Genomic DNA, 20,067 nt, shown 5'->3' on the forward strand with positions numbered 1-20,067 from the left:
CGATGAATCCGGCCTTTCTGATTACCGCGTTGCTGTGGCTGTCGGTCGCGGGCCTCGCGTTCGCCGTCGCGAAGCGTTCGTCGTACTGGCGGCTCGGCCGCGCGACCGCACCCGGCGTGTTCGGGCTCGCGAATCTGTTTGCGATTCCGAAGCGTTATTTCGTCGATCTGCATCACGTCGTCGCGCGCGATCCGTATATCGCGAAGACACACGTCGCGACGGCGGGCGGCGGGATCGCCGCGCTCGCGCTCGTGTTCGTCAACTACGGGCTCGCGATCTATTCGCCGTGGCTCGACAAGCTGATCTTTGTCGCGGCGCTCGCGATGCTCGTCGGCGCGGTGTTCGTGTGGCGCCGTCGTCATGCGAAGAACGTGCCCGCGCGTTTGTCGCGCGGCCCGTGGAATACGCTGCCCTGGCTGCTCGGCGCGTTCGCGCTCGGTCTCGTGCTGTTCATGCTCGTGCCGACCGCCGCGATGTCGGGCGCGTTCGCGGTGTTGTGCGCGGTGCTGATCGGCGTCGGCGCGTTTGCGATGACGGTCGGCGCGGCGAAGGGCGGGCCGATGAAGCATGCGATCGCGGGTCTGCTGCATCTCGCGTTCCATCCGCGTCAGGAGCGCTTTGCGGCGACGCGCGAGCCGTACGCCGACAACGGCGTCGCGATGCCGCCGACCGCGCTGAAGCCGTCCGATGTCGAGCATGACGAGTACGGCGTCGCGAAGCCGGCCGAATTCCGCTGGAATCAGCTGCTGAGCTTCGATGCGTGCGTGCAGTGCGGCAAGTGCGAAGCCGCGTGTCCCGCGTTCGCGTCCGGCCAGCCGCTCAATCCGAAGAAGCTGATCCAGGATCTCGTGGTCGGGATGGCGGGCGGCACCGACGCGGCGTACGCGGGCAGCCCGACGCCCGGGATTCCGGTCGGCCAGCACGGCGGCGATCCGCAGCGTCCGATCGTGTCTTCGCTGATCGAGGCTGACACGCTGTGGTCGTGCACGACGTGCCGCGCCTGCGTACAGGAGTGCCCGATGCTGATCGAGCACGTCGACGCGATCGTCGACATGCGTCGCAACCAGACGCTCGTGCACGGCGCAGTACCCGGCAAGGGCGCGGACGTGCTCGCGAATCTGCGCGAGACGGGCACGATGGGCGGCTACGACACCGCCGCGCGCTACGACTGGTCAGTCGACCTGAGCGCGCCCGTCGCGCAGCCGGGGCGTCCTGTCGATGTCCTGATCGTCGCCGGCGAAGGCGCATTCGACATGCGTTATCAGCGCACGCTGCGCGCGCTCGTGAAAGTGCTGAATCACGCGGGCGTCGATTACGCGGTGCTTGGCCGCGCGGAAACGGACACGGGCGACGTCGCGCGCCGGCTCGGCGACGAAGCGACGTTCCAGCAGATGGCGAAACGCCTGATCGGCGCGCTCGGCACGTTGTCGTTCAAGCAGATCGTGACGGCCGACCCGCACGTGATGCACAGCCTGCGCAACGAGTATCGCGCGCTCGGCGGCCGCTACACGGTCAAGCATCACACGACCTTCGTCGCCGAGCTGGTTGCGGCCGGGAAGATCAAGCCGCAGGCGGCCGAAGCGCTGCGCGAGAAGCGCATCACCTATCACGATCCGTGCTATCTCGGCCGCTACAACGGCGAGACGGAAGCGCCGCGCAAGCTGCTGAAGACGATCGGCATCCAGGTCGTCGAGATGGAGCGCCATGGGATGCGCGGCCGTTGCTGCGGCGGTGGCGGCGGCGCACCGCTCACGGACGTCCCGGGCAAGCAGCGGATCCCCGACATCCGCATCGCCGACGCGCGCGCGGTGGGCGCGGAGGTCGTTGCGGTCGGCTGTCCGAACTGCACCGCGATGCTCGAAGGTGTCGTCGGCCCGCGGCCGGACGTGCTCGACGTCGCCGAACTCGTCGCCGCCTCGCTGGAGTGACCCGATGACCACGCTCAAACGAATCGATCCGCGCCGGCCGTTCGTCGTCACCGCGGCGGGCCTGAAACGCATCACGCTCGGCGAGACGGGCAGTGCATCCGGCGACGCGGCGCAGTGGGCGCCGCACGCACACGGCGCGTCGGCCGCGAAGCCGGTGCGCGTCGTGCGGGAAGCTGCGCGTGTCTTCCTTGTTGCCGCGCACAGCGAGCGCGGCGCGCTCGACGACCATGCGCGTCAGACGCTTGCCGCCGCCGCGCTGCTCGCCGATGCGCAAACCGAAGTCGCGCTCGTCGTGTTCGGAGAACTGAACGACGACGCGGGCGCGCTCGGCGCCGACACACTGATCGTGCTGCGCGGCTTCGACTGCCGAGCGTTCGCGCCGGAGCGCGAGCTCGACGCGCTGCGCGCGTGCGCGGTCGCGCTGTCGCCGCAGCATCTGTTCATTCCCGACAACGCGACGGGCGACGGCGATCTCGGCCGCCGCTACGCAGCGGCGACGAACGCGAGCGTCGCGACGAACGTCGTCGAGATCGCGGCGGATCACGTCGGTGCGTACGCCGATGCGAAGCGCGGCTTCGCGACACGCGCGTTGCCCGACGTCGTGCTGCTCGCGCCTAACGCGGTCGAGCCGAAGCTGCCGTTCGTCGGCGCGGCGCGCGAGCGCACGCTCGACGGCGCGCCGGACGCACGCTCGTTCGCCGGCGGCGACTATCGCGATCTCGGCCTCGAAGAGATCGACGCCGCGCAGGTCGCGCTCGAAGAAGCGGATTTCATCGTGTCGGCGGGCAACGGCGTGACCGACGTCGCCGCGTTCGAGACGCTCGCCGCAACGTTCGGCGCGGCAATCGGCGCGAGCCGCGTCGCGGTCGACAACGGCCACTTCACGCGCGACAAGCAGGTGGGCGCGACCGGCAAGACGGTCGATGCGAGTGTCTACATCGCGTTCGGGATCTCGGGCGCCGTCCAGCATCTTCAGGGGATCAAGGAGTGCCGCCACGTGATCGCGGTGAATCTCGACGGCAGCGCGCCGATCGCCAAGCGCGCGAACCTGACGATCGTCGGTGATGCACAGGCGACGATCGCCGCGCTGATCGACGAGGTGAACGCCGCTCGCGCCGCGCATGTGCGATCGAGCGCCGCATCGCAAGAGACCGAATACGTGGGAGCCGCAGCATGAATGCAAATCGAAAGCTCGGAAGCATCGCGGTGCTCGTGTCGGTCGGGCGCCATCCGGTGTCTGGCGCGTCGCGCTACAGCCGCAACGACGCGGCCGCGCTCGAAATCGGCCGCGCACTGGCCGCTGAGCATCGCGCGCGCCTGGACGTGATCCATGCGGGCGACCCGCGCAATCCGGCGCTCGCCGATTACCTCGCGCTCGGCGCGGCCGGCGTCGAAGTGCTCGCATGCGCGGCCGGCGACGATGCGGCCGCTGCGCTCGCCGAACGCGTGCGCGGCCACGATCTCGTGCTCACCGGCACGCGCGCCGAAGGCGCGTACGACACCGGGATGCTGCCGTACCGCGTCGCGGCTGCGCTTGGCTGGCGGTTCGCCGGCGCGGCGGTCGACGTGAGCGTCGACGCCGGGCGCGCGACGCTGCGGCAATTCTTGCCGAAAGGCGTTCGCCGGCGCGTCGACGCGGCGCTGCCCGCCGTCGTCGCCGTGCATCCGCTCGCGAACGCACAGCCGCGCTACGCATACGCGCGGCTGCGCGCGGGCGAGGTGCGCGCGACGCACGTCGCGACGCATGCGTCGGCGGATGCCGCGCAATGGACGACGCGCGCGGCCGAGCGCAAGCCGGTGAAGCTCGCGGCCACCGACAAGCGCTCAGGCCACGCTCGGATGCTGTCTGCGACGACGACAGAAAGCCACGGCGGAAACGTCGTAATTGAAGGGAGTTCGGTCGAAAAAGCACAAGTGATCCTCGCGTATTTGCGCGAGCATCAGCTCATCGATTACTGAACGATGCCTGTCGGCAACAACACCATGGATGCAAGGAATCCGGAGCACACGATGAAAGTATCGGCAGACATCCGCGCGCTCGTGGCGCGGCGCAAGGCGGGCTACAGCCTCGAGGCCCCGTTCTATCTGAGCGACGAGATCTTTGCGCTCGACATGGACGCGATTTTCCGGCGGCATTGGATTCAGGTGGGCGTCGAGCCGGACGTGCCCGAGCCCGGCGATTACGTGACGGTTCAGCTCGGCGCCGATTCGATCCTGATCGTGCGCGACGACGACATGCAGATTCGCGCGTTCCACAACGTCTGCCGCCATCGCGGCGCGCGCCTGTGCAACGAGGAAAAGGGTTCGGTCGGCAACATCGTGTGTCCGTATCACAGCTGGACGTACAACCTGACCGGCCAATTGATGTTCGCCGAGCACATGGGAGAGAAGTTCGATCGCTGCAAGCACAGCCTGAAGCCCGTGCACCTGGAGAATCTCGCGGGACTCTTGTTCGTGTGCCTCGCCGACGAGCCGCCGACCGATTTCGCGACGATGCGCGCGGCGATGGAGCCGTATCTGCTGCCGCACGATCTGCCGAACACGAAGATCGCCGCGCAGGTCGACATCATCGAGAAAGGCAACTGGAAGCTGACGATGGAGAACAATCGCGAGTGCTATCACTGCGTCGCGAACCATCCGGAGCTGACCATTTCGTTGTACGAATACGGCTTCGGGTATCAGCCGTCGCCCGCGAACGCCGAAGGAATGGCTGCGTTCGAGCGCACCTGCGTCGAGCGCGCCGCGCAGTGGGAAGCGCTGAACCTGCCGTCCGTCGAAGTGGAGCGCCTGACCGACGTCACGGGCTTCCGCACGCAGCGGCTGCCGCTCGATCGCAGCGGAGAATCGCAGACGCTCGACGCGAAGGTCGCGTCGAAGAAGCTGCTCGGCGAATTCCGTCGCGCGGACCTCGGCGGACTATCGTTCTGGACGCAGCCGAATTCATGGCATCACTTCATGAGCGACCACATCGTCACGTTCATGGTGATTCCGCTGTCGGCGGGCGAAACGCTCGTCCGGACGAAATGGCTCGTTCACAAGGACGCGAAGGAAGGCATCGACTATGACGTGAAGAACCTGACGGCCGTCTGGAACGCGACGAACGACCAGGATCGCGCGCTCGTCGAATTCTCGCAGCGCGGCGCGGCGAGCACCGCGTACGAGCCGGGCCCGTATTCGCCGTTCACCGAGGGACTCGTCGAGAAATTCTGCGAGTGGTACGTCGGCCGCCTGGCCGCGCATATCGGCGCATAGCACGCCGACGGAGCGCAACATGATGCGAGATGCCGCGAATTTCGAGCCGGCCGACAGCCGCGTGACGCGTCCCGCGTTCTGGCAGGCGCTGCCGGAGCGCTGGACGAGCGACGTCGAGGAGACGCTCGTCTGCTGCCACGTGCGGCAGGAAACGCACGACGTGAAGAGCTTCTTCTTTCGCTCGCCACAGGGGCGCGCGTTCTCGTTCGAGCCCGGGCAGTTCGTCACGCTCGAGCTCGACATCGACGGCGAAACGATCAACCGCTGCTATACGATCTCGTCGTCGCCCGCGCGGCCGCACACGATCTCGATCACGGTCAAGCGCGTGCCGGGCGGCAAGGTGTCGAACTGGCTGCACGACAACCTGCAGCCGGGCGCGCCGCTGCGCGTGCTCGGCCCGGCGGGCGAGTTCACGTGCGCGCGGCATCCGGCGCGCAAGTACTTATTCCTGTCTGCGGGCTCGGGCGTCACGCCGCTGATGTCGATGAGCCGCGCGCATCACGATCTCGCCGAAGATCGCGATATCGTGTTCGTCCACAGTGCGCGCACGCCGGACGACATCATCTTCGCGCGCGAGCTAGACCTGATCGCGTCGACGCATGCGAACTTCCGCACGGCGTTCGTCTGCGAGCGGCTCGGCGCCCGCACGAACTGGCACGGCGTGACGGGCTTCCTGTCGCTGCCGATGCTGAAGCTGATCGCGCCGGATTTTCAGGAACGCGAAATTTTCACGTGCGGACCCGCGCCGTACATGAAGGCGGTGCGCGACATGCTCGACGAAGCCGGGTTCGATCGCAGCCGCTATCACGAGGAGAGCTTCTCGTTCGAGACGCCCGCCGAAAGCGAAACGCAGGTGAGCGACGGCGACGCGGCGTCGGTCGATGCGGCGGGCGATGCCGCGAGCGATGCGCAAGTGCGCCAATACACGGTCGCGTTCGCGAAGAGCAACCGCGAGATCGCATGCGGAGCGGATCAGCACGTGCTCGATGCCGCGCGCCGCTCGGGCGTGCGCCTGCCCGCGTCGTGCACGCAGGGGATGTGCGGCACCTGCAAGGTGAAGCTCGTGTCCGGCGAGGTCGACATGAAGCACAACGGCGGCATTCGTCAACGCGAAATCGATCAGGGGATGGTGCTGCTCTGCTGCAGCAAGCCGCTGTCCGATCTCGTCGTCGACAAGTGAGCGCGTCGCGGATGCGCAAGAACGTGTCGCAAAAGAACGATACCGGGGAATTGTGGTTGAAGAACCTGGAGAGGCCCTTCGCTTTTCGACAACCTCAAGGAGATCGATCATGAAATTCCTCGTGAAACTAATGGGCTGCGGCTTGCTGTCGATGATGCTCGCCGCCGCCGCGCCGGTGCGGGCCGATACGAAACCGACGCTGAAGATCGGCTACGTCGAAGGCTGGGACGACAGCGTCGCGACGTCGAACGTGGCCGCGCGCATCATCGAGACGAAGCTAGGCTATCCGGTGCAGCTCGTGCCGGTTGCGGCGGGCGTGATGTGGCAGGGCGTCGCGCGCGGCGATCTCGACGCGACGCTGTCCGCATGGCTGCCCGTCACGCAGGGCGCGTACTGGGATCAGTTCAAGACGAAGGTCGTCGATCTCGGCACCAATTTCCCCGACGCGAAGATCGGCCTCATCGTGCCGAGCTACGTGAAGGCGAAGACGATCGAAGATCTCAACGCGGAAAAAGCCGACTTCGCAGGCCGCGTCGTCGGCATCGACGCAGGCGCGGGCGTGATGCGCAAAACCGACGACGCGATCAAGGCATATGGCCTGAACTATTCGCTGATGCCGAGCTCGGGCAGCGCGATGACTGCGGAGCTCGCGCGCTCGATTCACGCGAACAAGCCGGTCGTCGTGACGGGCTGGGCGCCGCACTGGATGTTCGCGAAGTGGAAGCTGCGTTTCCTCGACGATCCGAAAAAGGTCTACGGTGAAGCCGAGCACGTCGACAGCGTCGTGAATCCGGCACTCGAAACGAAAGCGAAGCCGGTCGTCGCGTTCCTGAAGAAGTTTCAGTGGAAGCCGGGCGAGATCGACGGCGTGATGCTCGCGATCCAGAACGGATCGAAACCTGCGGCGGCCGCCGATGCATGGATCGCCGCGCATGGCGATCGCGTCGGCGAATGGGTCGGCTCCGCGCAGTGAAGATCGTCTGCTCAGGCCCGCGTACGCGGGCTTGAGCGGGTGGTGAAAAATTCGAAGGCATCCGAACTAATTAGCAAAAATAGCGGATTTTTCCGCTGGTTTTTTGACATTTTTCGACTCGCACAACGCAGTGTTGTTAGAATGTGCCCTTGTGCGGAGTCTTCACCGGAGGATTTTGGATGAGTCAGGCAGGACTGCGCGCGCGCAGCACCAGCGACATTGAGGCAACCATCTCACATGAAGAAAGAGGCCACACGCTGCATCGTGGCCTCAGTTGGAAGGACGCATTTTGGGTAACGAGCGGCGTGCCTGCGGGCGTGCTGTTCACGATCGGCGGCGTATGCGCGACGGTCGGCCAACCCGCGTGGGCGGTGTGGATCGCCGCGATCGCGATGGGATTGATTCAAAGCGCGACTTATGCGGAAATTTCCGGGCTATTTCCCCATAAATCGGGCGGCGCATCGGTTTACGGTGCGATCGGCTGGGTGCGATACAGCAAGTTGATCGCTCCGGTCTCCGTATGGTGCAATTGGCTCGCGTGGTCGCCGATGCTCGCGCTCGGTTGCGGCCTCGCAGCAAGCTATGCACTCACCAGCCTGTTCCCGGCGGACGCAGCGATCCTGCACTGGCAATGGACGCTTGCCGATCTCGGCTTCATCAAGCCCGGTCTGACCCTGCGGGTCAACGCCACCTTCGTGATCGCGACGATCCTGCTGCTGATCACGTTCAAGCTGCAGCACAGCGGTGCATCGAAAGCCGCACGTACGCAGCGCATTCTCGGCATCGCGTCGTTGACGCCGCTCCTCATCGTCGGCATCGTGCCGTTCGTCACGGGCGATGTGCCGATGTCGAATCTCCTGCCGCTCTTGCCCCTCGGCCACGACGCGCAGGGCAATCTCACGGCGGCTACGTTCGGCAGCTGGAACGGGCAGGGCGTCGTGATGGCGCTCGGCGCGATGTTCATGGCGGGGTGGGCGTCGTACGGCTTCGAAACGGCCGTCTGCTACACGCGCGAATTCCGCGATCCGCGCCGCGACACCGCAAAGGCGATCTTCTGGTCGGGCGTGCTGTGCCTGATCGTGATGACGCTCGTGCCGATGGCGTTCCAGGGCGCGCTCGGCACGGCGGCGATGCTCGATCCGCGCATCGGCGACGGCACGGGCGTCGCGGCCGCGATGGCGCGCATCGTCGGCGGCGGCGCATGGGTCGCGAACGCGGTCGTCGTGATGCTGATGCTGTCGATCCTGCTGATCGTGATGACGTCGATGATGGGCTCGTCGCGCACGCTCTATCAGGCGTCGGTCGACGGCTGGCTGCCGAAGTACCTGTCGCACGTGAACGAGCACGGCGCGCCGACGCGCGCGATGTGGACCGATCTCGGCTTCAATCTCGTGCTGCTGCTGATGTCGGACTACATGACGGTGCTGTCGATCTCGAACGTCTGCTACATGTTGTTCGTCTTCCTGAATTTGCAGTCGGGCTGGATTCATCGGATGGATCGCGGCGAATGGGAGCGGCCGTTCCGCTGCCCGACGTGGCTGCTCGTGCTCGGCTCGATCTGCGGTTATGCGAATCTCGTGTACGTCGGCGCGGGCGCGGATCTGCAAGGCGCGGGCACGTTGCGCAACGGTCTGATCGCGATGCTGCTGATCGTGCCGGTGTTCGTCTATCGCCACTACTGGCAGGATCGCGGCCGCTTCCCTGCGCAAATGCAGCGCGACATGGAGCTCGTCGTGCCGCCGCGCAGCGCGTGGCTGAACGCGGTGCCGTATGCGGCGCTCGCAGCCGCCGCGCTGACGATCTGGATTGCGTACTATTTCGCTTGGGTTCGATAGGCCGCGTGCGCAGGCCGGGATGCCCGGACGCATCGCCGCATCCGGGCCGAAGCGAATCCGCGAAGCCGCAGCGCGTGCTGCGCTCGCTACTGGAAGACGACGGTCCGGTCGCCGTTCAGGAACACGCGGCGCTCGATGAACGCCTTCACCGCGCGCGCGAGCGTGATGCATTCGACGTCGCGGCCCACGGCGAGCAACTGCTCGGGCCGGTACGAGTGATCGACGCGCTCGACCACCTGCTCGATGATCGGTCCTTCGTCGAGATCGTCGGTGACGAAGTGCGCGGTCGCGCCGATCAGCTTCACGCCGCGCGCATGCGCCTGGTGGTATGGCTTCGCGCCCTTGAATCCCGGCAGGAACGAATGGTGGATGTTGATCGCGCGGTTCGCGAGCTTCGCGCTCGTTTCCGGCGAGAGCACCTGCATGTAGCGAGCGAGAATCACGAGTTCGGCGCCGCTCGTCCCGAACATGTCGAGCCATTGCGCCTCCTGCCGCGCCTTCGTGTCGGCCGTGATCGGGAAATGCCGGAACGGCAGCCCGTGCTGCGTGGCGAGCGGTTCGAGATCCGGATGGTTCGACGCGATCCCGACGATGTCCATCTTCAGCTCGCCCATCTTCCAGCGGAACAGCAGATCGGCGAGGCAATGCTCGAGCTTCGACACCATGATCAGCACCTTCGGCCGCGCGGCGACATCGTGGATCGCCCATTGCATGCCGAAGCGCGCGGCGATCGGCTCGAACTCGCGTCGCAGCGCATCGAGGCGCAGCGAATCGACGGCGTCCGCCGCATGGAACACGCAGCGCACGAAGAAGCGCTCGCTGAGATCGTCGTCGAAGACGGTCAGCTCGTCGACGTAGCAACGATGCCGGTCGAGCAGGCCGACGACGGCGGCGACCTGGCCCGCCGCGCTCGGACACGACAGCGTCAGCACGAACTGATGGGGACGTTGGGGAACGGACATGTGTTTCCTCTGGCTCGATGAGCGCCCGGCGCGCGACGCGGGTGCCGGGCGTCCGAGGCGATGCACAAGTTAATCAAGCCGGATCGGATGCGGATAGAACCGAAGCGCCGCGCTGCTGGAATCGGCGCGCCAATGCGTGCGGCGTCACGCGCACGCGTCGAGCAGCCAGCGGCGGAACAGCGGCGCGGCGAGCCCATGCGCGTCGAACCAGCCGTGCCAGGCGAGCCAGCGCTCGATGCGCGGTGATCATGGTCCTCCGCATATACCCCAACGGTCGCATCGTGACCATTCGACGTCGCCTGGAGACGGGTAGGGCGAAAAATGGGTTTGTATTTTTCGCCAACGGCATCCGATTGTGTGCGTGATGCGCAACGGTCGTCGGAGTGGTGCGTCGTTTCAGAAATGGTCGCGGATTCGCGTGGGCAAGGCGGGAATCCATTTTCTCTCGAACAGGCAGGGTGGGGTGTCGACAATGACGAAATCGAATGTGGCCGTGATGAGCGCAATGGCGCTTGCGATCGGAATCGCGCCGGGCGCAAGCCACGCGCAGAGCAGCGTGACGCTGTACGGGATTCTCGACGCCGGGATTACGTATGTCAGCAATACGGGCGGCTCGCACGTCTTCAAGTTCGACGACGGCGTGTCGTACGGGAACCGGATCGGCTTCAAGGGCACCGAGGATCTCGGCGGCGGCCTGAAGGCGGTCTTCGTGCTCGAGAGCGGCTTCAGGCTCGGCAACGGCCAGCTCGGTTTCGGCGGCGCGGAGTTCGGCCGCCAGGCTTACGTCGGATTGCAGAACAACTGGGGGACGCTGTCGTTCGGCAATCAGCTCGACATGACGGAGGAGATGGTCTACCTGAACAACATCTCCGCATGGGCGAGCGGCTATGCGATCCACCAGGGCGACTTCGATCGCTTCAACGGCGACCGCCTGCCGAACTCGGTGAAGTTCCTGTCGAACGATTTCAGCGGCTTCAAGTTCGGCGCGATGTATTCGTTCGGCAACGTCGCGGGCGACTTCCACCGCAACAGCGCATGGAGCGCGGGCGCGAACTACACGCAGGGCAACCTGTCGGTGGGCGCCGCGTACACGCACCTGAACAACCCGTCCGGCATCTATGCGTTCGATCCATACGCGATGATCGGCACGAAGACCTTCCTCGGCCAGCCGACCGTCAGCGTCGACCCGGCCACCGGCAAGATCACCGATCTGTTCGCGAATTCGCCGATGAACGTCGACAGCCAGGGCACGTTCGGCGTCGGCGGCAGCTACACGCTCGACAAGCTGACGCTGTCCGGCAATTTCACGTACTCGACGATCAAGGGCTTCGGCAACACGTCGCACATGCAGGTCTATGAAGGCGGCGGCTCGTACCAGTTCACGCCGGCACTCAGCCTGGTCGCGGGCTACCAGTACACGCGCTTCGAAGGCCATCACTGGAATCAGGGATCGGCCGGCGTGCACTACCTGCTGTCGAAGCGCACGGACGTCTATATCTCGGGCGATTATCTGCGCGCGTCGAACGGCGTCGACGCGGTGATCGGCTACAGCTTCACGCCGTCGTCGACTCAGACGCAGGCCGACGTCCGCATCGGGATGCGGCATTCGTTCTGACGCATCGCGATGCTCGGCAACCCGGAAGCGGCGTGTCTTGCGCGCCGCTTCCGATGTCGCTTACCGCTTCGCGGACGCGCTCAGCCCGCCGCCCAGCTCCGCAGCATACGCGAGCGCGAGCCTGCCGAACTTCAGCGCATGATTGCCTTGCTGGTCCGATCGCTCGAGCGTGTCGTACGCGGAGTGGATGTACGGATTGTCGTTCTGATCCGCTTCGAACGGGAACGATGCCGGATAGCCCTGCGCATTCCACGATGCATGATCGGAGCACGCATAGCCGCATTGCGACGTGCCGACCGCGAGCTCGGGCAGATAGGTCTTCGCGAGATTCGCGAGGTACGTGTTCTGCGTCGAATTCGTGTAGTCGGTGATCAGGTAGATGTCCTTCGGATCGCCCTTGTAGTTCGTCATGTCGAGCTGGAACGCACCCACCACGTTCACGTTCTGCGCCCTGAACTGCTTCGCGATCGCCTGCGAGCCGAGCAGGCCCGCTTCCTCCGCCGCGTAGCCGATGAACTTCAGCGTGCGCTTCGGCTGATAGCCGTTTGCGAGCAGGACGCGCAGCGCTTCGGTGAGGCTCGCGATGCCCGACGCGTCGTCGTCGGCGCCCGGCGCACGCGTGTTCTCGCTCATGCGGCCGGCGGTCGAATCGAGATGCCCGCCGATCACGACGATGCCCGCACTCGGATCGCTGCCCTTGATCGTCAGGATCACCGACTTCTGCGGCCAGCCGGCGTGCGTGAACTGCTCGACTGTCACGTCGGCGCGCGAGCCAGCGAGCTGTTTCCATTGCCGCGCGAGCCAGTCGGACGCCGCGACGCCGTGCGACGTCGTGTAATAGCGGTTGGTGAAGCCGGACATCGACACGATCGTGCTGACGATGTTGCTCGCCTGAAGCTGCGAGATCCAGTTGCGGATCTGCTGCGAGTTGGTGATCGGGTAATCGATCGCGGCCGCCTGCTTGACCGTGCCCGGCTGCAGTGACGCGCGCGCTTCATCGTAGGTCGCGTGGACGAAGAAGCCGGGACCGTGGCCGCGTGCGCGGCGTATCGTCTGCGATAACGATTCGAGTAGCGAATCGTCGACTTGCGCGACGTGGACGGTCTCGGTGCGCGCGGCGTCTCCCGTCGGGACAGCCGCGCTGTAGCGGCTCGTCGCGGCAGGATCGATCAGACGCAGTTCGCGGAATGCGGGATCGGCAAGCGTGATCCACACCGGCGCGGCGTGGGCGGCCGAGACGCAGAGGGCGCCGCACAGCGCGGCGGCGACGTGTTGGAGCTTGGACATGGTCGATCTCCTCGGGTGAGGGAGATGCAGTCGCGGGGGGAGGCGCGCAGCAGATCGTGCCGCGCGCCCAGCGTACGTTGTCGCTTACGTCTTCCTTATACGGGTTACAGGTTCTGCGGCACGGTCACGCCGTACGTGCAGCTCTTGTTGTACGCGTCGCCGATCGCATTGAGCTGCGCGCTGCTGTAGCCAAGCGCGGCCGCCGCGGTCAGCACCGCCTGAGCTGCGGCTTTCTGGTTCGTCGAGCCGTTGGTCATCGACAGTCCTTTCAGGAACGCCTTGTCCATCGCCACGCCGCCGATCGCATTGCGCGCGACCATGTTGCACGACGCCCAGTACTGGCCGGCCGTGTGGATCGCGGAATTGCGGACCTGCGAGTAGGTGCGGCCGACGTTGTAGTTCGTCACGCGGCCGGGCCAGAACTCGTTGTGGCCGTCCCAGTTGAAGACCCAGTGATACTGCGCGTCGGACGGGCTCCATTGATTGAAGTCGCGGCTGTAAGCGGCCGCGAGGTAATCGCCGGTGCCTTCGGACAGGCCTTCGACCTGCGAGAGCCCGCCGTTCGTGATCCAGTCGTGGATGCCGTGGCCGAGCTCGTGAATCACGACGTCTGCGTCCTCCGCGTCGTCGACGCCGCCCTGGCCGAACGAAAGCTGGCCGGAACCCGACGAGTACGACGAGTTGTCGGCGCCGGATTGGCCGTGCGGATCGTACTGGACGCCGCCCGAGTACTGATACGGCAGCGCCTTGATGCCGAGCGTCAGGTTCACGTAGCGCAGGAACGTATCGATGTGGTAGTACGCGTTGACGGCCTCGAAGTACAGGTTCGAGCGCGTGAAGTCGAAGGTCGTCGATGACTGCACCGGGCACGCATTGTCGCGCGGCGCGTCGAAATCGACGCAAGACGCATACGGGCCGGAGAGCTTGTAGCCGCCGCTCGTTTGCGTCAGATCCTTGAGCGTCACGCGCACGCGCGCGGCGTTCAGTTGCGGCGAGTCGGCGTCGTTGTTGTCCTTGAAACCGGTGCTGCCGTAGCTGCTTTGGGTCGACGACAGCGGATCCGGCAGGAACACGAGCCCGCTTCCGTCCGTTGCATAGGAGGCCTTGTCTTCGGCGCGCAGCACTTCGCCGCTGTTCGCGTCGATGATCAGTTCCCAGTCGCCGCGCAGGCTGTCCTGCGGCTTGCCGCGCACTTTCCACGCGGTATGCGTGCCCGAGTCGTCGACGAATGCGACGAGCTGCGATTGCACGCTCGCGAGGCCGCTCACGCCGAGGTACGCGCGCGCACGGTCGAGCGCCTGCTGCTCGTCGACCGCCTGCGCCTTGCTCGACACGGCCGCGACGCCGCTCACCGCCTGGCTCGCGACGTACAGCACGCGGCCGTCCGGCGCGACCGTGACTGCGATGTCGCTGTCGTAGACCGGCAGCCCCGCTGCGCGCTGCTGGAAGCGGACGACGGTGAAGTCGGTGTCGGCGCGCTCGGCCGCGACGACGAGATTCGCGAGCGCGGACTTGTCGAGGCCGAGCTGCGCGGCGCGCGTGGCGATGAATTCGCGTGCCATCGTCGCCGCGTCGGCCTTCTTCGCGTGAAACGCCGGGCTCGCCAGCGTGACGGCGACGGCGCCGGGGCGGAATTGCCCGGTCTTGCCGGCCGTCTCCACAGGCGGCACGACGCCGCGCGTGAGGCTCGCGCGCCGGCTTTCTTCTTGCGGGTTCGGCGCCTTCGAATCGGCCCACGCGGGCAGCGCGGCGCCGATGCCGATGGCCAGGCTCAGTGCGAACGGCAACGCTTTACGGGATGTCTGCATGTTCTGTCCTCGTCATCAAAGGTTGGGTAACAAACGAACCACGGGAAACGCAGGGACGACCCGATCCGTGCATCGGCCTCGACGAGCCGATGCAAACGGGCGGAGCTACAGCGGATGCGGCGCCGCAAGAAATCAGCGCGCGCGAAGCATGCGGGGTGGAGGGACGGGGAACCGCCAGAGAACGGCGGGCGAAGCAAACGGCAAGCGCTGCGATGGCTGAATGAGCATCGTCATTACAAACCCCTCGGAATAAATATTTGGAATGCTGCGCTTCTATTCGGCAAACAAACGATCGCGCTGAAATTTCACGTCGTTAGTCTGCCTATCTATTTTTAGAACATGTTACAGAATATTTTCAATCTTATTTCTAACTATTTTCGAGGGCCGGTTCGATAGGCGAAAACAGAAGGCATCGCACGATTTCTCGCCGCCGCAATCGCCCTATGCAAAGCATGGTATTTGGCTCAGCGCAGCGCGTGCCGGTCGTTTCTCGGACTTGTGCCGAATTGCGCGCGATAAGTGCGGGAAAAATGCGACGGCGATTCGAAACCGCAAGCCGCGCAGACGGTGGCGACCGTCATATCGGTTTGCTGAAGAAGCTCGCGCGCGCGATCGAGCCGCAGACGCAAATAGAAACGCGTCGGCGTATCGTCCAGGATCGAGCTGAACAGCCGTTCGAGCTGGCGGCGCGTGACGCCGACTTCCTGTGCGAGCGTATCGGACGGCAGCGGGCTTTCCATGTGATGTTCCATCGTCCCGATCACCTGGATCAGCTTGCGGTTGTGCACGCCGTAGCGCGCGGCGATCTCGAGGCGCTGTCGATCGGAGCGCTGACGGATCCGGCTCAGCACGAACTGCTCGGAGATCGTCGCGGCGAGATTGGGGCCATGCCGGCGGCCGATCAGGTCGAGCATCATGTCGATCGACGCGGTGCCGCCCGCGCAGGTGATGCGCCGTTCGTCGATCTCGAACAGTTCTTGCGTCGTTTTCAGGTGCGGATAGCGTTCCTGGAACGCGGCGAGCGCTTCCCAGTGCAGCGTCAGCGCATGGGACGCATCGAAGAGCCCCGCCTCCGCGAGCACAAAGCTGCCGGTGTCGATGCCGCCGAGCGTCGCGCCGCGCCGATACTCGCGCTTCAGCCAGTCGCCGAGTGCGCGCGTGTAGCACGCGAGTGGATCGAAGCCCGCGATCACGAAGATCGTGTGCGCGTGCTCGACCTGCGCGAACGCCGCGTCCACGTTCAGCGAAATGCCGTTGCTCGCGACGACGGGCGCGCCGTCGCCGCTGACGATGCGCCAGCGGTACAGACTCGGCCTGAAGCGGTTCGCGACGCGCAGCGGCTCGACCGCCGACATGAAACCGAGCGCGGAGAAACCGGGCATCAGCAGGAAATGGAACGCTTCTGGCATGGACGCATGTGCTTCGGAACCGATCGGACGAGCGTAGCAAGCAAGACGCAAGCAGGCAAGCCGCCTTGCACGCTGCATGCCGGAAAAGCCCCGTCATGCCTGACAGTTCGTCCATCTAATGGTTTTTACGAATAGTCGCAAACAGGCAAGAAAAGGTCGCCGTCGGTCGCTTTGCCGCGAATATGGCCCGTTACCTTTGAGCCCACGGTGCAGGCTCCGTCGTCCCCTTGAAATCGCCTGCGGAATCCGTCGAACAGGGAGGCAACCATGAAGTCCATTACGACATTCGTATTCGGCGCGGCGCTTGCCGCAGCATGCGCGCTGCCGCTGCCGTCCTTCGCGCAGGACTCGGCCGCATGCCGCAACGTGCGCTTCGCGGATATCGGCTGGACCGACATTACGTCGACGACGGCGCTCGCGTCGCTGCTGTTCGACGGTCTCGGCTACAAGCCGACGACGACGATCTCGTCCGTGCCGATTTCGTTCGCCGGACTGAAGAACAAGCAACTCGACATATCGCTCGGCTACTGGTGGCCGGTGCAGCAGCATCAGTTTCAGCCGTTCCTCGATTCGAAGTCGATCTCGGTCGTCGAGCCGCCGAACCTGTCTGGCGCGAAGGCGACGCTCGCGGTGCCGAGCTATGTGTACCAGGCCGGACTGAAATCGTTCGACGACATCGCGAAGCATCGCGCCGAGCTCGACGGCAAGATCTACGGGATCGAGCCCGGCAGCAGCGCGAACGCGACGATCCAGAAGATGATCGACACGAACCAGTACGGGCTCGGCGGCTTCAAGCTCGTCGAATCGAGCGAGGCCGGGATGCTCGTCACGGTGGACCGCGCGATCCGCGACAAGAAGTGGGTCGTGTTCCTCGGCTGGGAGCCGCATCCGATGAACATCCAGATCAGCATGAACTATCTGTCGGGCGGCGACGCGTCGTTCGGTCCGAACTACGGCGAAGCGCGCGTGTACACGCTGACGGCGCCCGACTACATGACGCGTTGTCCGAACGCGGGCAAGCTCGTCGGCAATCTGCGCTTCACGACGCAATTGGAAAACCAGCTGATGCAGGCGGTGATGAACAAGGTGAGGCCGACGGAAGCCGCGAAGGCGTACATCAAGAAGAATCCGCAGGTGCTCGACGCATGGCTCGCCGGTGTGAAGACCTACGACGGCAAGGATGGCCTGTCCGCGGTGAAGGCTTATCTGGGACTCTGAAACTCTGAACCGGGCGTGCCGGCCCGACATCCGGACGGCAATGCTCATCCGAATCTGAACGAGGCGACAGCGATGAATCAAGAAGTCATTGTGACGTGTGCGGTGACGGGCGCAGGCGATACGGTCAGCAAGCATCCGGCGATACCGGTCACGCCGAAGCAGATCGCCGACGCGGCGATCGAGGCCGCGAAGGCGGGCGCGACGGTCGCGCACTGCCACGTGCGCGATCCGCTGACGGGCCGCGGCAGCCGCGATCCGAATCTGTATCGCGAAGTGGTGGACCGCATCCGCTCGGCCGACGTCGACGTCATCATCAATCTGACGGCCGGCATGGGGGGCGATCTCGAGATCGGCGCGGGCGAGGATCCGATGCGCTTCGGCAAGGGCACGGACCTCGTCGGCGGCTTGACGCGCCTCATGCATGTCGAGGAACTGCTGCCCGAGATCTGCACGCTCGATTGCGGCACGCTGAATTTCGGCGACGGCGATTACATCTACGTGTCGACGCCCGCGCAGCTTCGCGCGGGCGCGAAGCGGATTCAGGCGCTCGGGGTGAAGCCCGAGCTCGAGATCTTCGACACGGGCCATCTGTGGTTCGCGAAGCAGTTGCTGAAGGAAGGACTCCTCGACGATCCGCCGCTCTTCCAGCTTTGCCTCGGCATTCCGTGGGGCGCGCCCGCCGACACCGGCACGATGAAGGCGATGGTCGACAATCTGCCGCCCGGCGCGCACTGGGCGGGCTTCGGGATCGGCCGGATGCAGATGCCGATGGTCGCGCAGGCGATGCTGCTCGGCGGCCACGTGCGGGTCGGCCTCGAAGACAACCTGTGGCTCGACCGCGGCGTGCACGCGACGAACGGCGCGCTCGTCGAGCGCGCGCGAGAGATCGTCGAGCGCCTGGGCGGGCGTGTGCTGACGCCCGCCGAAGGGCGCCGCAAGCTTGGCTTGCCGCCGCGCGGCGAGCGTCTGCTCGAACGGCGCGCGATCGCCGAATACGCGTAACGCGCGAGCGCGTCGCAATGCGGCGCAACGTGGCGGAAGCGGCCGGGCGCGCACATGTGTCGCGCAGGACCGGCCCTTTCGCGTCATCATCATCTCGTTCAAGGATCGAAGGTTCATGGCTGTCATTACCGAAATCAACACGTTCGGGGCGCTCGGCGCAGGCGTCATCGGCAGCGGCTGGGTCGCGCGCGCGCTTGCGAACGGACTCGACGTCGTTGCGTGGGATCCCGCCGGCGGCGCGGAACGGCAATTGCGCGCGAACGTCGAGAACGCGTGGCCCGCGCTCGAGCGCGTCGGATTGGCGCCCGGCGCGTCGCCGGATCGGCTGCGTTTCGTCTCGACGATCGACGCGTGCGTCGCCGATGCGGACTTCATCCAGGAAAGCGCGCCCGAGCGCGAGGCGCTGAAGCTCGAGCTGCACGATCAGATCAGCCGTGCGGCGAAGCCCGATGCGATCATCGCGTCGTCGACGTCCGGCCTGCTGCCGACGGATTTCTACGCGCGCGCGCATCACCCCGAGCGCTGCATCGTCGGACATCCGTTCAACCCGGTCTACCTGCTGCCGCTCGTCGAAGTGCTGGGCGGCGCGCGCACCGCGCCCGAGACAGTCGACGCGGCGATCGACGTCTATCGCGCGCTCGGCATGCGGCCGCTCAAGGTGCGCAAGGAGGTGCCGGGCTTCATCGCGGACCGCCTGCTCGAGGCGCTGTGGCGCGAGGCGCTGCATCTCGTCGACGAAGGCGTCGCGACGACGGGCGAGATCGACGACGCAATTCGGTTCGGCGCGGGGATTCGCTGGTCGTTCATGGGCACGTTCCTCACGTATACACTGGCGGGCGGCGACGCCGGCATGCGCCATTTCATGCAGCAGTTCGGTCCCGCGCTGGAGCTGCCGTGGACCAAGCTCGTCGCGCCGCAACTGACCGAGGAGCTGATCGACCGCGTCGTCGAAGGGACGGCCGAGCAGCAAGGACAGCGCAGCATCAAGGCGCTCGAGCGCTATCGGGACGCGTGCATCACCGAAGTGATCGCGGCGATCGCCGCGGTGAAAGCGCGCCACGGAATGCGCTACGAGGAATGACGATGATGACGGCCGCGACGCAAGCGACGGCGTTGACGATCCACCGCGACGCGGTTCGCGCGGATTGGGTCGATTACAACGGGCATCTGCGCGATGCGTTCTATCTGCTGATCTTCAGCTTCGCGACCGATGCGCTGTTCGACGCGATCGGGCTCGACGACGCGGCGCGCCGAGCGCGCGGCCGCTCTGTCTACACGCTCGAGGCGCACGTCAACTATCTGCACGAGATCAAGGAGGGGACGCGCGTGCGGGTCGATGCGCGCGTGCTCGCGCACGATGCGAAGCGGCTGCATCTGTATCTCGAGATGTTCGCGGAAGGGATCGACGGCGCGGTGTCGGCGAGCGAGCAGATGCTGCTGCACGTCGACACGAGCGGACCGAAGGCGGCGCCGTTCGACGCCGACGTCGCCGAGCGGATCGCGAAGCTGCATGCGCTGCAGCGCGCGTATCCCATGCCCGCTCACGCGGGACGCGTGATCGGCCTGCCCGCGCGCCGCTGACGCGCGGCGAACCGACA

General features: G+C 65.7%; 16 protein-coding genes. 12 read left to right on the top strand and 4 right to left on the bottom strand.

Annotation, left to right across the window (positions count from 1 at the left end):
* Positions 1 to 2 precede the first annotated feature (2 nt).
* The 7 genes from WS70_RS21970 (at position 3) to WS70_RS22000 (ending at position 9,168) form a co-directional block, all read left to right on the top strand.
* Entirely contained in the window at positions 3 to 1,928 is a 1,926-nt protein-coding gene (locus WS70_RS21970; protein ID WP_059597858.1) for a (Fe-S)-binding protein, read from the top strand.
* Between the two features lie 4 nt (positions 1,929 to 1,932).
* A complete protein-coding gene (locus WS70_RS21975) occupies positions 1,933 to 3,105 on the top strand; it encodes an electron transfer flavoprotein subunit alpha/FixB family protein (protein WP_059472130.1) in 1,173 nt (390 codons plus the stop codon).
* Positions 3,102 to 3,887 carry a drug:proton antiporter gene (locus WS70_RS21980; RefSeq protein ID WP_059472131.1) on the top strand — a complete coding sequence of 262 codons (786 nt, stop codon included), beginning with the start codon at positions 3,102 to 3,104 and terminating at the stop codon, positions 3,885 to 3,887. Before WS70_RS21975 ends, WS70_RS21980 begins: the two co-directional genes overlap by 4 nt.
* A gap of 24 nt (positions 3,888 to 3,911) precedes the next feature.
* On the top strand, positions 3,912 to 5,180 hold the full coding sequence (locus WS70_RS21985; RefSeq protein WP_108034029.1) for an aromatic ring-hydroxylating oxygenase subunit alpha: 1,269 nt from the start codon (positions 3,912 to 3,914) through the stop codon (positions 5,178 to 5,180).
* 19 nt (positions 5,181 to 5,199) lie between these two features.
* The gene (locus WS70_RS21990; protein ID WP_059472132.1) at positions 5,200 to 6,360 is read left to right on the top strand and encodes an FAD-binding oxidoreductase; all 1,161 of its coding nucleotides are present in this window, start codon (positions 5,200 to 5,202) and stop codon (positions 6,358 to 6,360) included.
* Between the two features lie 109 nt (positions 6,361 to 6,469).
* Entirely contained in the window at positions 6,470 to 7,333 is an 864-nt protein-coding gene (locus tag WS70_RS21995; RefSeq protein ID WP_059472133.1) for a glycine betaine ABC transporter substrate-binding protein, read from the top strand.
* 179 nt (positions 7,334 to 7,512) lie between these two features.
* Entirely contained in the window at positions 7,513 to 9,168 is a 1,656-nt protein-coding gene (locus tag WS70_RS22000; protein WP_059597859.1) for an APC family permease, read from the top strand.
* Positions 9,169 to 9,254: 86 nt separating this feature from the next.
* Here WS70_RS22000 and purU read toward each other — a convergent pair whose 3' ends face one another.
* Positions 9,255 to 10,130: a formyltetrahydrofolate deformylase gene (purU, locus tag WS70_RS22005; protein WP_059472135.1), complete on the bottom strand. Its 876-nt coding sequence runs from the start codon at positions 10,128 to 10,130 to the stop codon at positions 9,255 to 9,257.
* A gap of 472 nt (positions 10,131 to 10,602) precedes the next feature.
* On the opposite strand from purU, the gene WS70_RS22020 reads away from it, so the two are divergent.
* Complete coding sequence (locus WS70_RS22020) at positions 10,603 to 11,745, top strand: porin (protein ID WP_059597860.1); 1,143 nt, start codon at positions 10,603 to 10,605, stop codon at positions 11,743 to 11,745.
* Between the two features lie 60 nt (positions 11,746 to 11,805).
* Here WS70_RS22020 and WS70_RS22025 read toward each other — a convergent pair whose 3' ends face one another.
* From WS70_RS22025 to WS70_RS22035, 3 genes are all read right to left on the bottom strand, one after another.
* On the bottom strand, positions 11,806 to 13,032 hold the full coding sequence (locus WS70_RS22025; RefSeq protein WP_059472137.1) for a M28 family metallopeptidase: 1,227 nt from the start codon (positions 13,030 to 13,032) through the stop codon (positions 11,806 to 11,808).
* A 104-nt stretch (positions 13,033 to 13,136) separates the two neighbouring features.
* Positions 13,137 to 14,840, bottom strand: a complete 1,704-nt coding sequence (locus WS70_RS22030) for a M36 family metallopeptidase (protein WP_059597861.1) — start codon at positions 14,838 to 14,840, stop codon at positions 13,137 to 13,139.
* Between the two features lie 464 nt (positions 14,841 to 15,304).
* On the bottom strand, positions 15,305 to 16,249 hold the full coding sequence (locus tag WS70_RS22035; RefSeq protein ID WP_059472139.1) for a GlxA family transcriptional regulator: 945 nt from the start codon (positions 16,247 to 16,249) through the stop codon (positions 15,305 to 15,307).
* A gap of 267 nt (positions 16,250 to 16,516) precedes the next feature.
* Here WS70_RS22035 and WS70_RS22040 point away from each other — a divergent pair, with 267 nt between their 5' ends.
* The 4 genes from WS70_RS22040 (at position 16,517) to WS70_RS22055 (ending at position 20,050) form a co-directional block, all read left to right on the top strand.
* A complete protein-coding gene (locus tag WS70_RS22040; protein WP_059472140.1) occupies positions 16,517 to 17,467 on the top strand; it encodes a choline ABC transporter substrate-binding protein in 951 nt (316 codons plus the stop codon).
* A 72-nt stretch (positions 17,468 to 17,539) separates the two neighbouring features.
* On the top strand, positions 17,540 to 18,469 hold the full coding sequence (gene cdhC, locus WS70_RS22045) for a 3-dehydrocarnitine:acetyl-CoA trimethylamine transferase CdhC (RefSeq protein ID WP_059472141.1): 930 nt from the start codon (positions 17,540 to 17,542) through the stop codon (positions 18,467 to 18,469).
* Positions 18,470 to 18,584: 115 nt separating this feature from the next.
* Entirely contained in the window at positions 18,585 to 19,550 is a 966-nt protein-coding gene (locus WS70_RS22050; protein ID WP_059597862.1) for an L-carnitine dehydrogenase, read from the top strand.
* 2 nt (positions 19,551 to 19,552) lie between these two features.
* A complete protein-coding gene (locus WS70_RS22055; protein ID WP_059597917.1) occupies positions 19,553 to 20,050 on the top strand; it encodes a thioesterase family protein in 498 nt (165 codons plus the stop codon).
* Positions 20,051 to 20,067: the final 17 nt, after the last annotated feature.

Source organism: Burkholderia mayonis (genome assembly GCF_001523745.2).
Classification (GTDB): domain Bacteria; phylum Pseudomonadota; class Gammaproteobacteria; order Burkholderiales; family Burkholderiaceae; genus Burkholderia; species Burkholderia mayonis.

Excerpts from the sequence above, each read along its gene's own strand:
- WS70_RS21970 (WP_059597858.1), top strand. The coding sequence starts at position 3 with ATGAATCCGGCCTTTCTGATTACCGCGTTGCTGTGGCTGTCGGTCGCG.
- WS70_RS21975 (WP_059472130.1), top strand. The coding sequence starts at position 1,933 with ATGACCACGCTCAAACGAATCGATCCGCGCCGGCCGTTCGTCGTCACC.
- WS70_RS21980 (WP_059472131.1), top strand. The coding sequence starts at position 3,102 with ATGAATGCAAATCGAAAGCTCGGAAGCATCGCGGTGCTCGTGTCGGTC.
- WS70_RS21985 (WP_108034029.1), top strand. The coding sequence starts at position 3,912 with ATGGATGCAAGGAATCCGGAGCACACGATGAAAGTATCGGCAGACATC.
- WS70_RS21990 (WP_059472132.1), top strand. The coding sequence starts at position 5,200 with ATGATGCGAGATGCCGCGAATTTCGAGCCGGCCGACAGCCGCGTGACG.
- WS70_RS21995 (WP_059472133.1), top strand. The coding sequence starts at position 6,470 with ATGAAATTCCTCGTGAAACTAATGGGCTGCGGCTTGCTGTCGATGATG.
- WS70_RS22000 (WP_059597859.1), top strand. The coding sequence starts at position 7,513 with ATGAGTCAGGCAGGACTGCGCGCGCGCAGCACCAGCGACATTGAGGCA.
- purU (WP_059472135.1), bottom strand. The coding sequence starts at position 10,130 with ATGTCCGTTCCCCAACGTCCCCATCAGTTCGTGCTGACGCTGTCGTGT.
- WS70_RS22020 (WP_059597860.1), top strand. The coding sequence starts at position 10,603 with ATGACGAAATCGAATGTGGCCGTGATGAGCGCAATGGCGCTTGCGATC.
- WS70_RS22025 (WP_059472137.1), bottom strand. The coding sequence starts at position 13,032 with ATGTCCAAGCTCCAACACGTCGCCGCCGCGCTGTGCGGCGCCCTCTGC.
- WS70_RS22030 (WP_059597861.1), bottom strand. The coding sequence starts at position 14,840 with ATGCAGACATCCCGTAAAGCGTTGCCGTTCGCACTGAGCCTGGCCATC.
- WS70_RS22035 (WP_059472139.1), bottom strand. The coding sequence starts at position 16,249 with ATGCCAGAAGCGTTCCATTTCCTGCTGATGCCCGGTTTCTCCGCGCTC.
- WS70_RS22040 (WP_059472140.1), top strand. The coding sequence starts at position 16,517 with ATGAAGTCCATTACGACATTCGTATTCGGCGCGGCGCTTGCCGCAGCA.
- cdhC (WP_059472141.1), top strand. The coding sequence starts at position 17,540 with ATGAATCAAGAAGTCATTGTGACGTGTGCGGTGACGGGCGCAGGCGAT.
- WS70_RS22050 (WP_059597862.1), top strand. The coding sequence starts at position 18,585 with ATGGCTGTCATTACCGAAATCAACACGTTCGGGGCGCTCGGCGCAGGC.
- WS70_RS22055 (WP_059597917.1), top strand. The coding sequence starts at position 19,553 with ATGATGACGGCCGCGACGCAAGCGACGGCGTTGACGATCCACCGCGAC.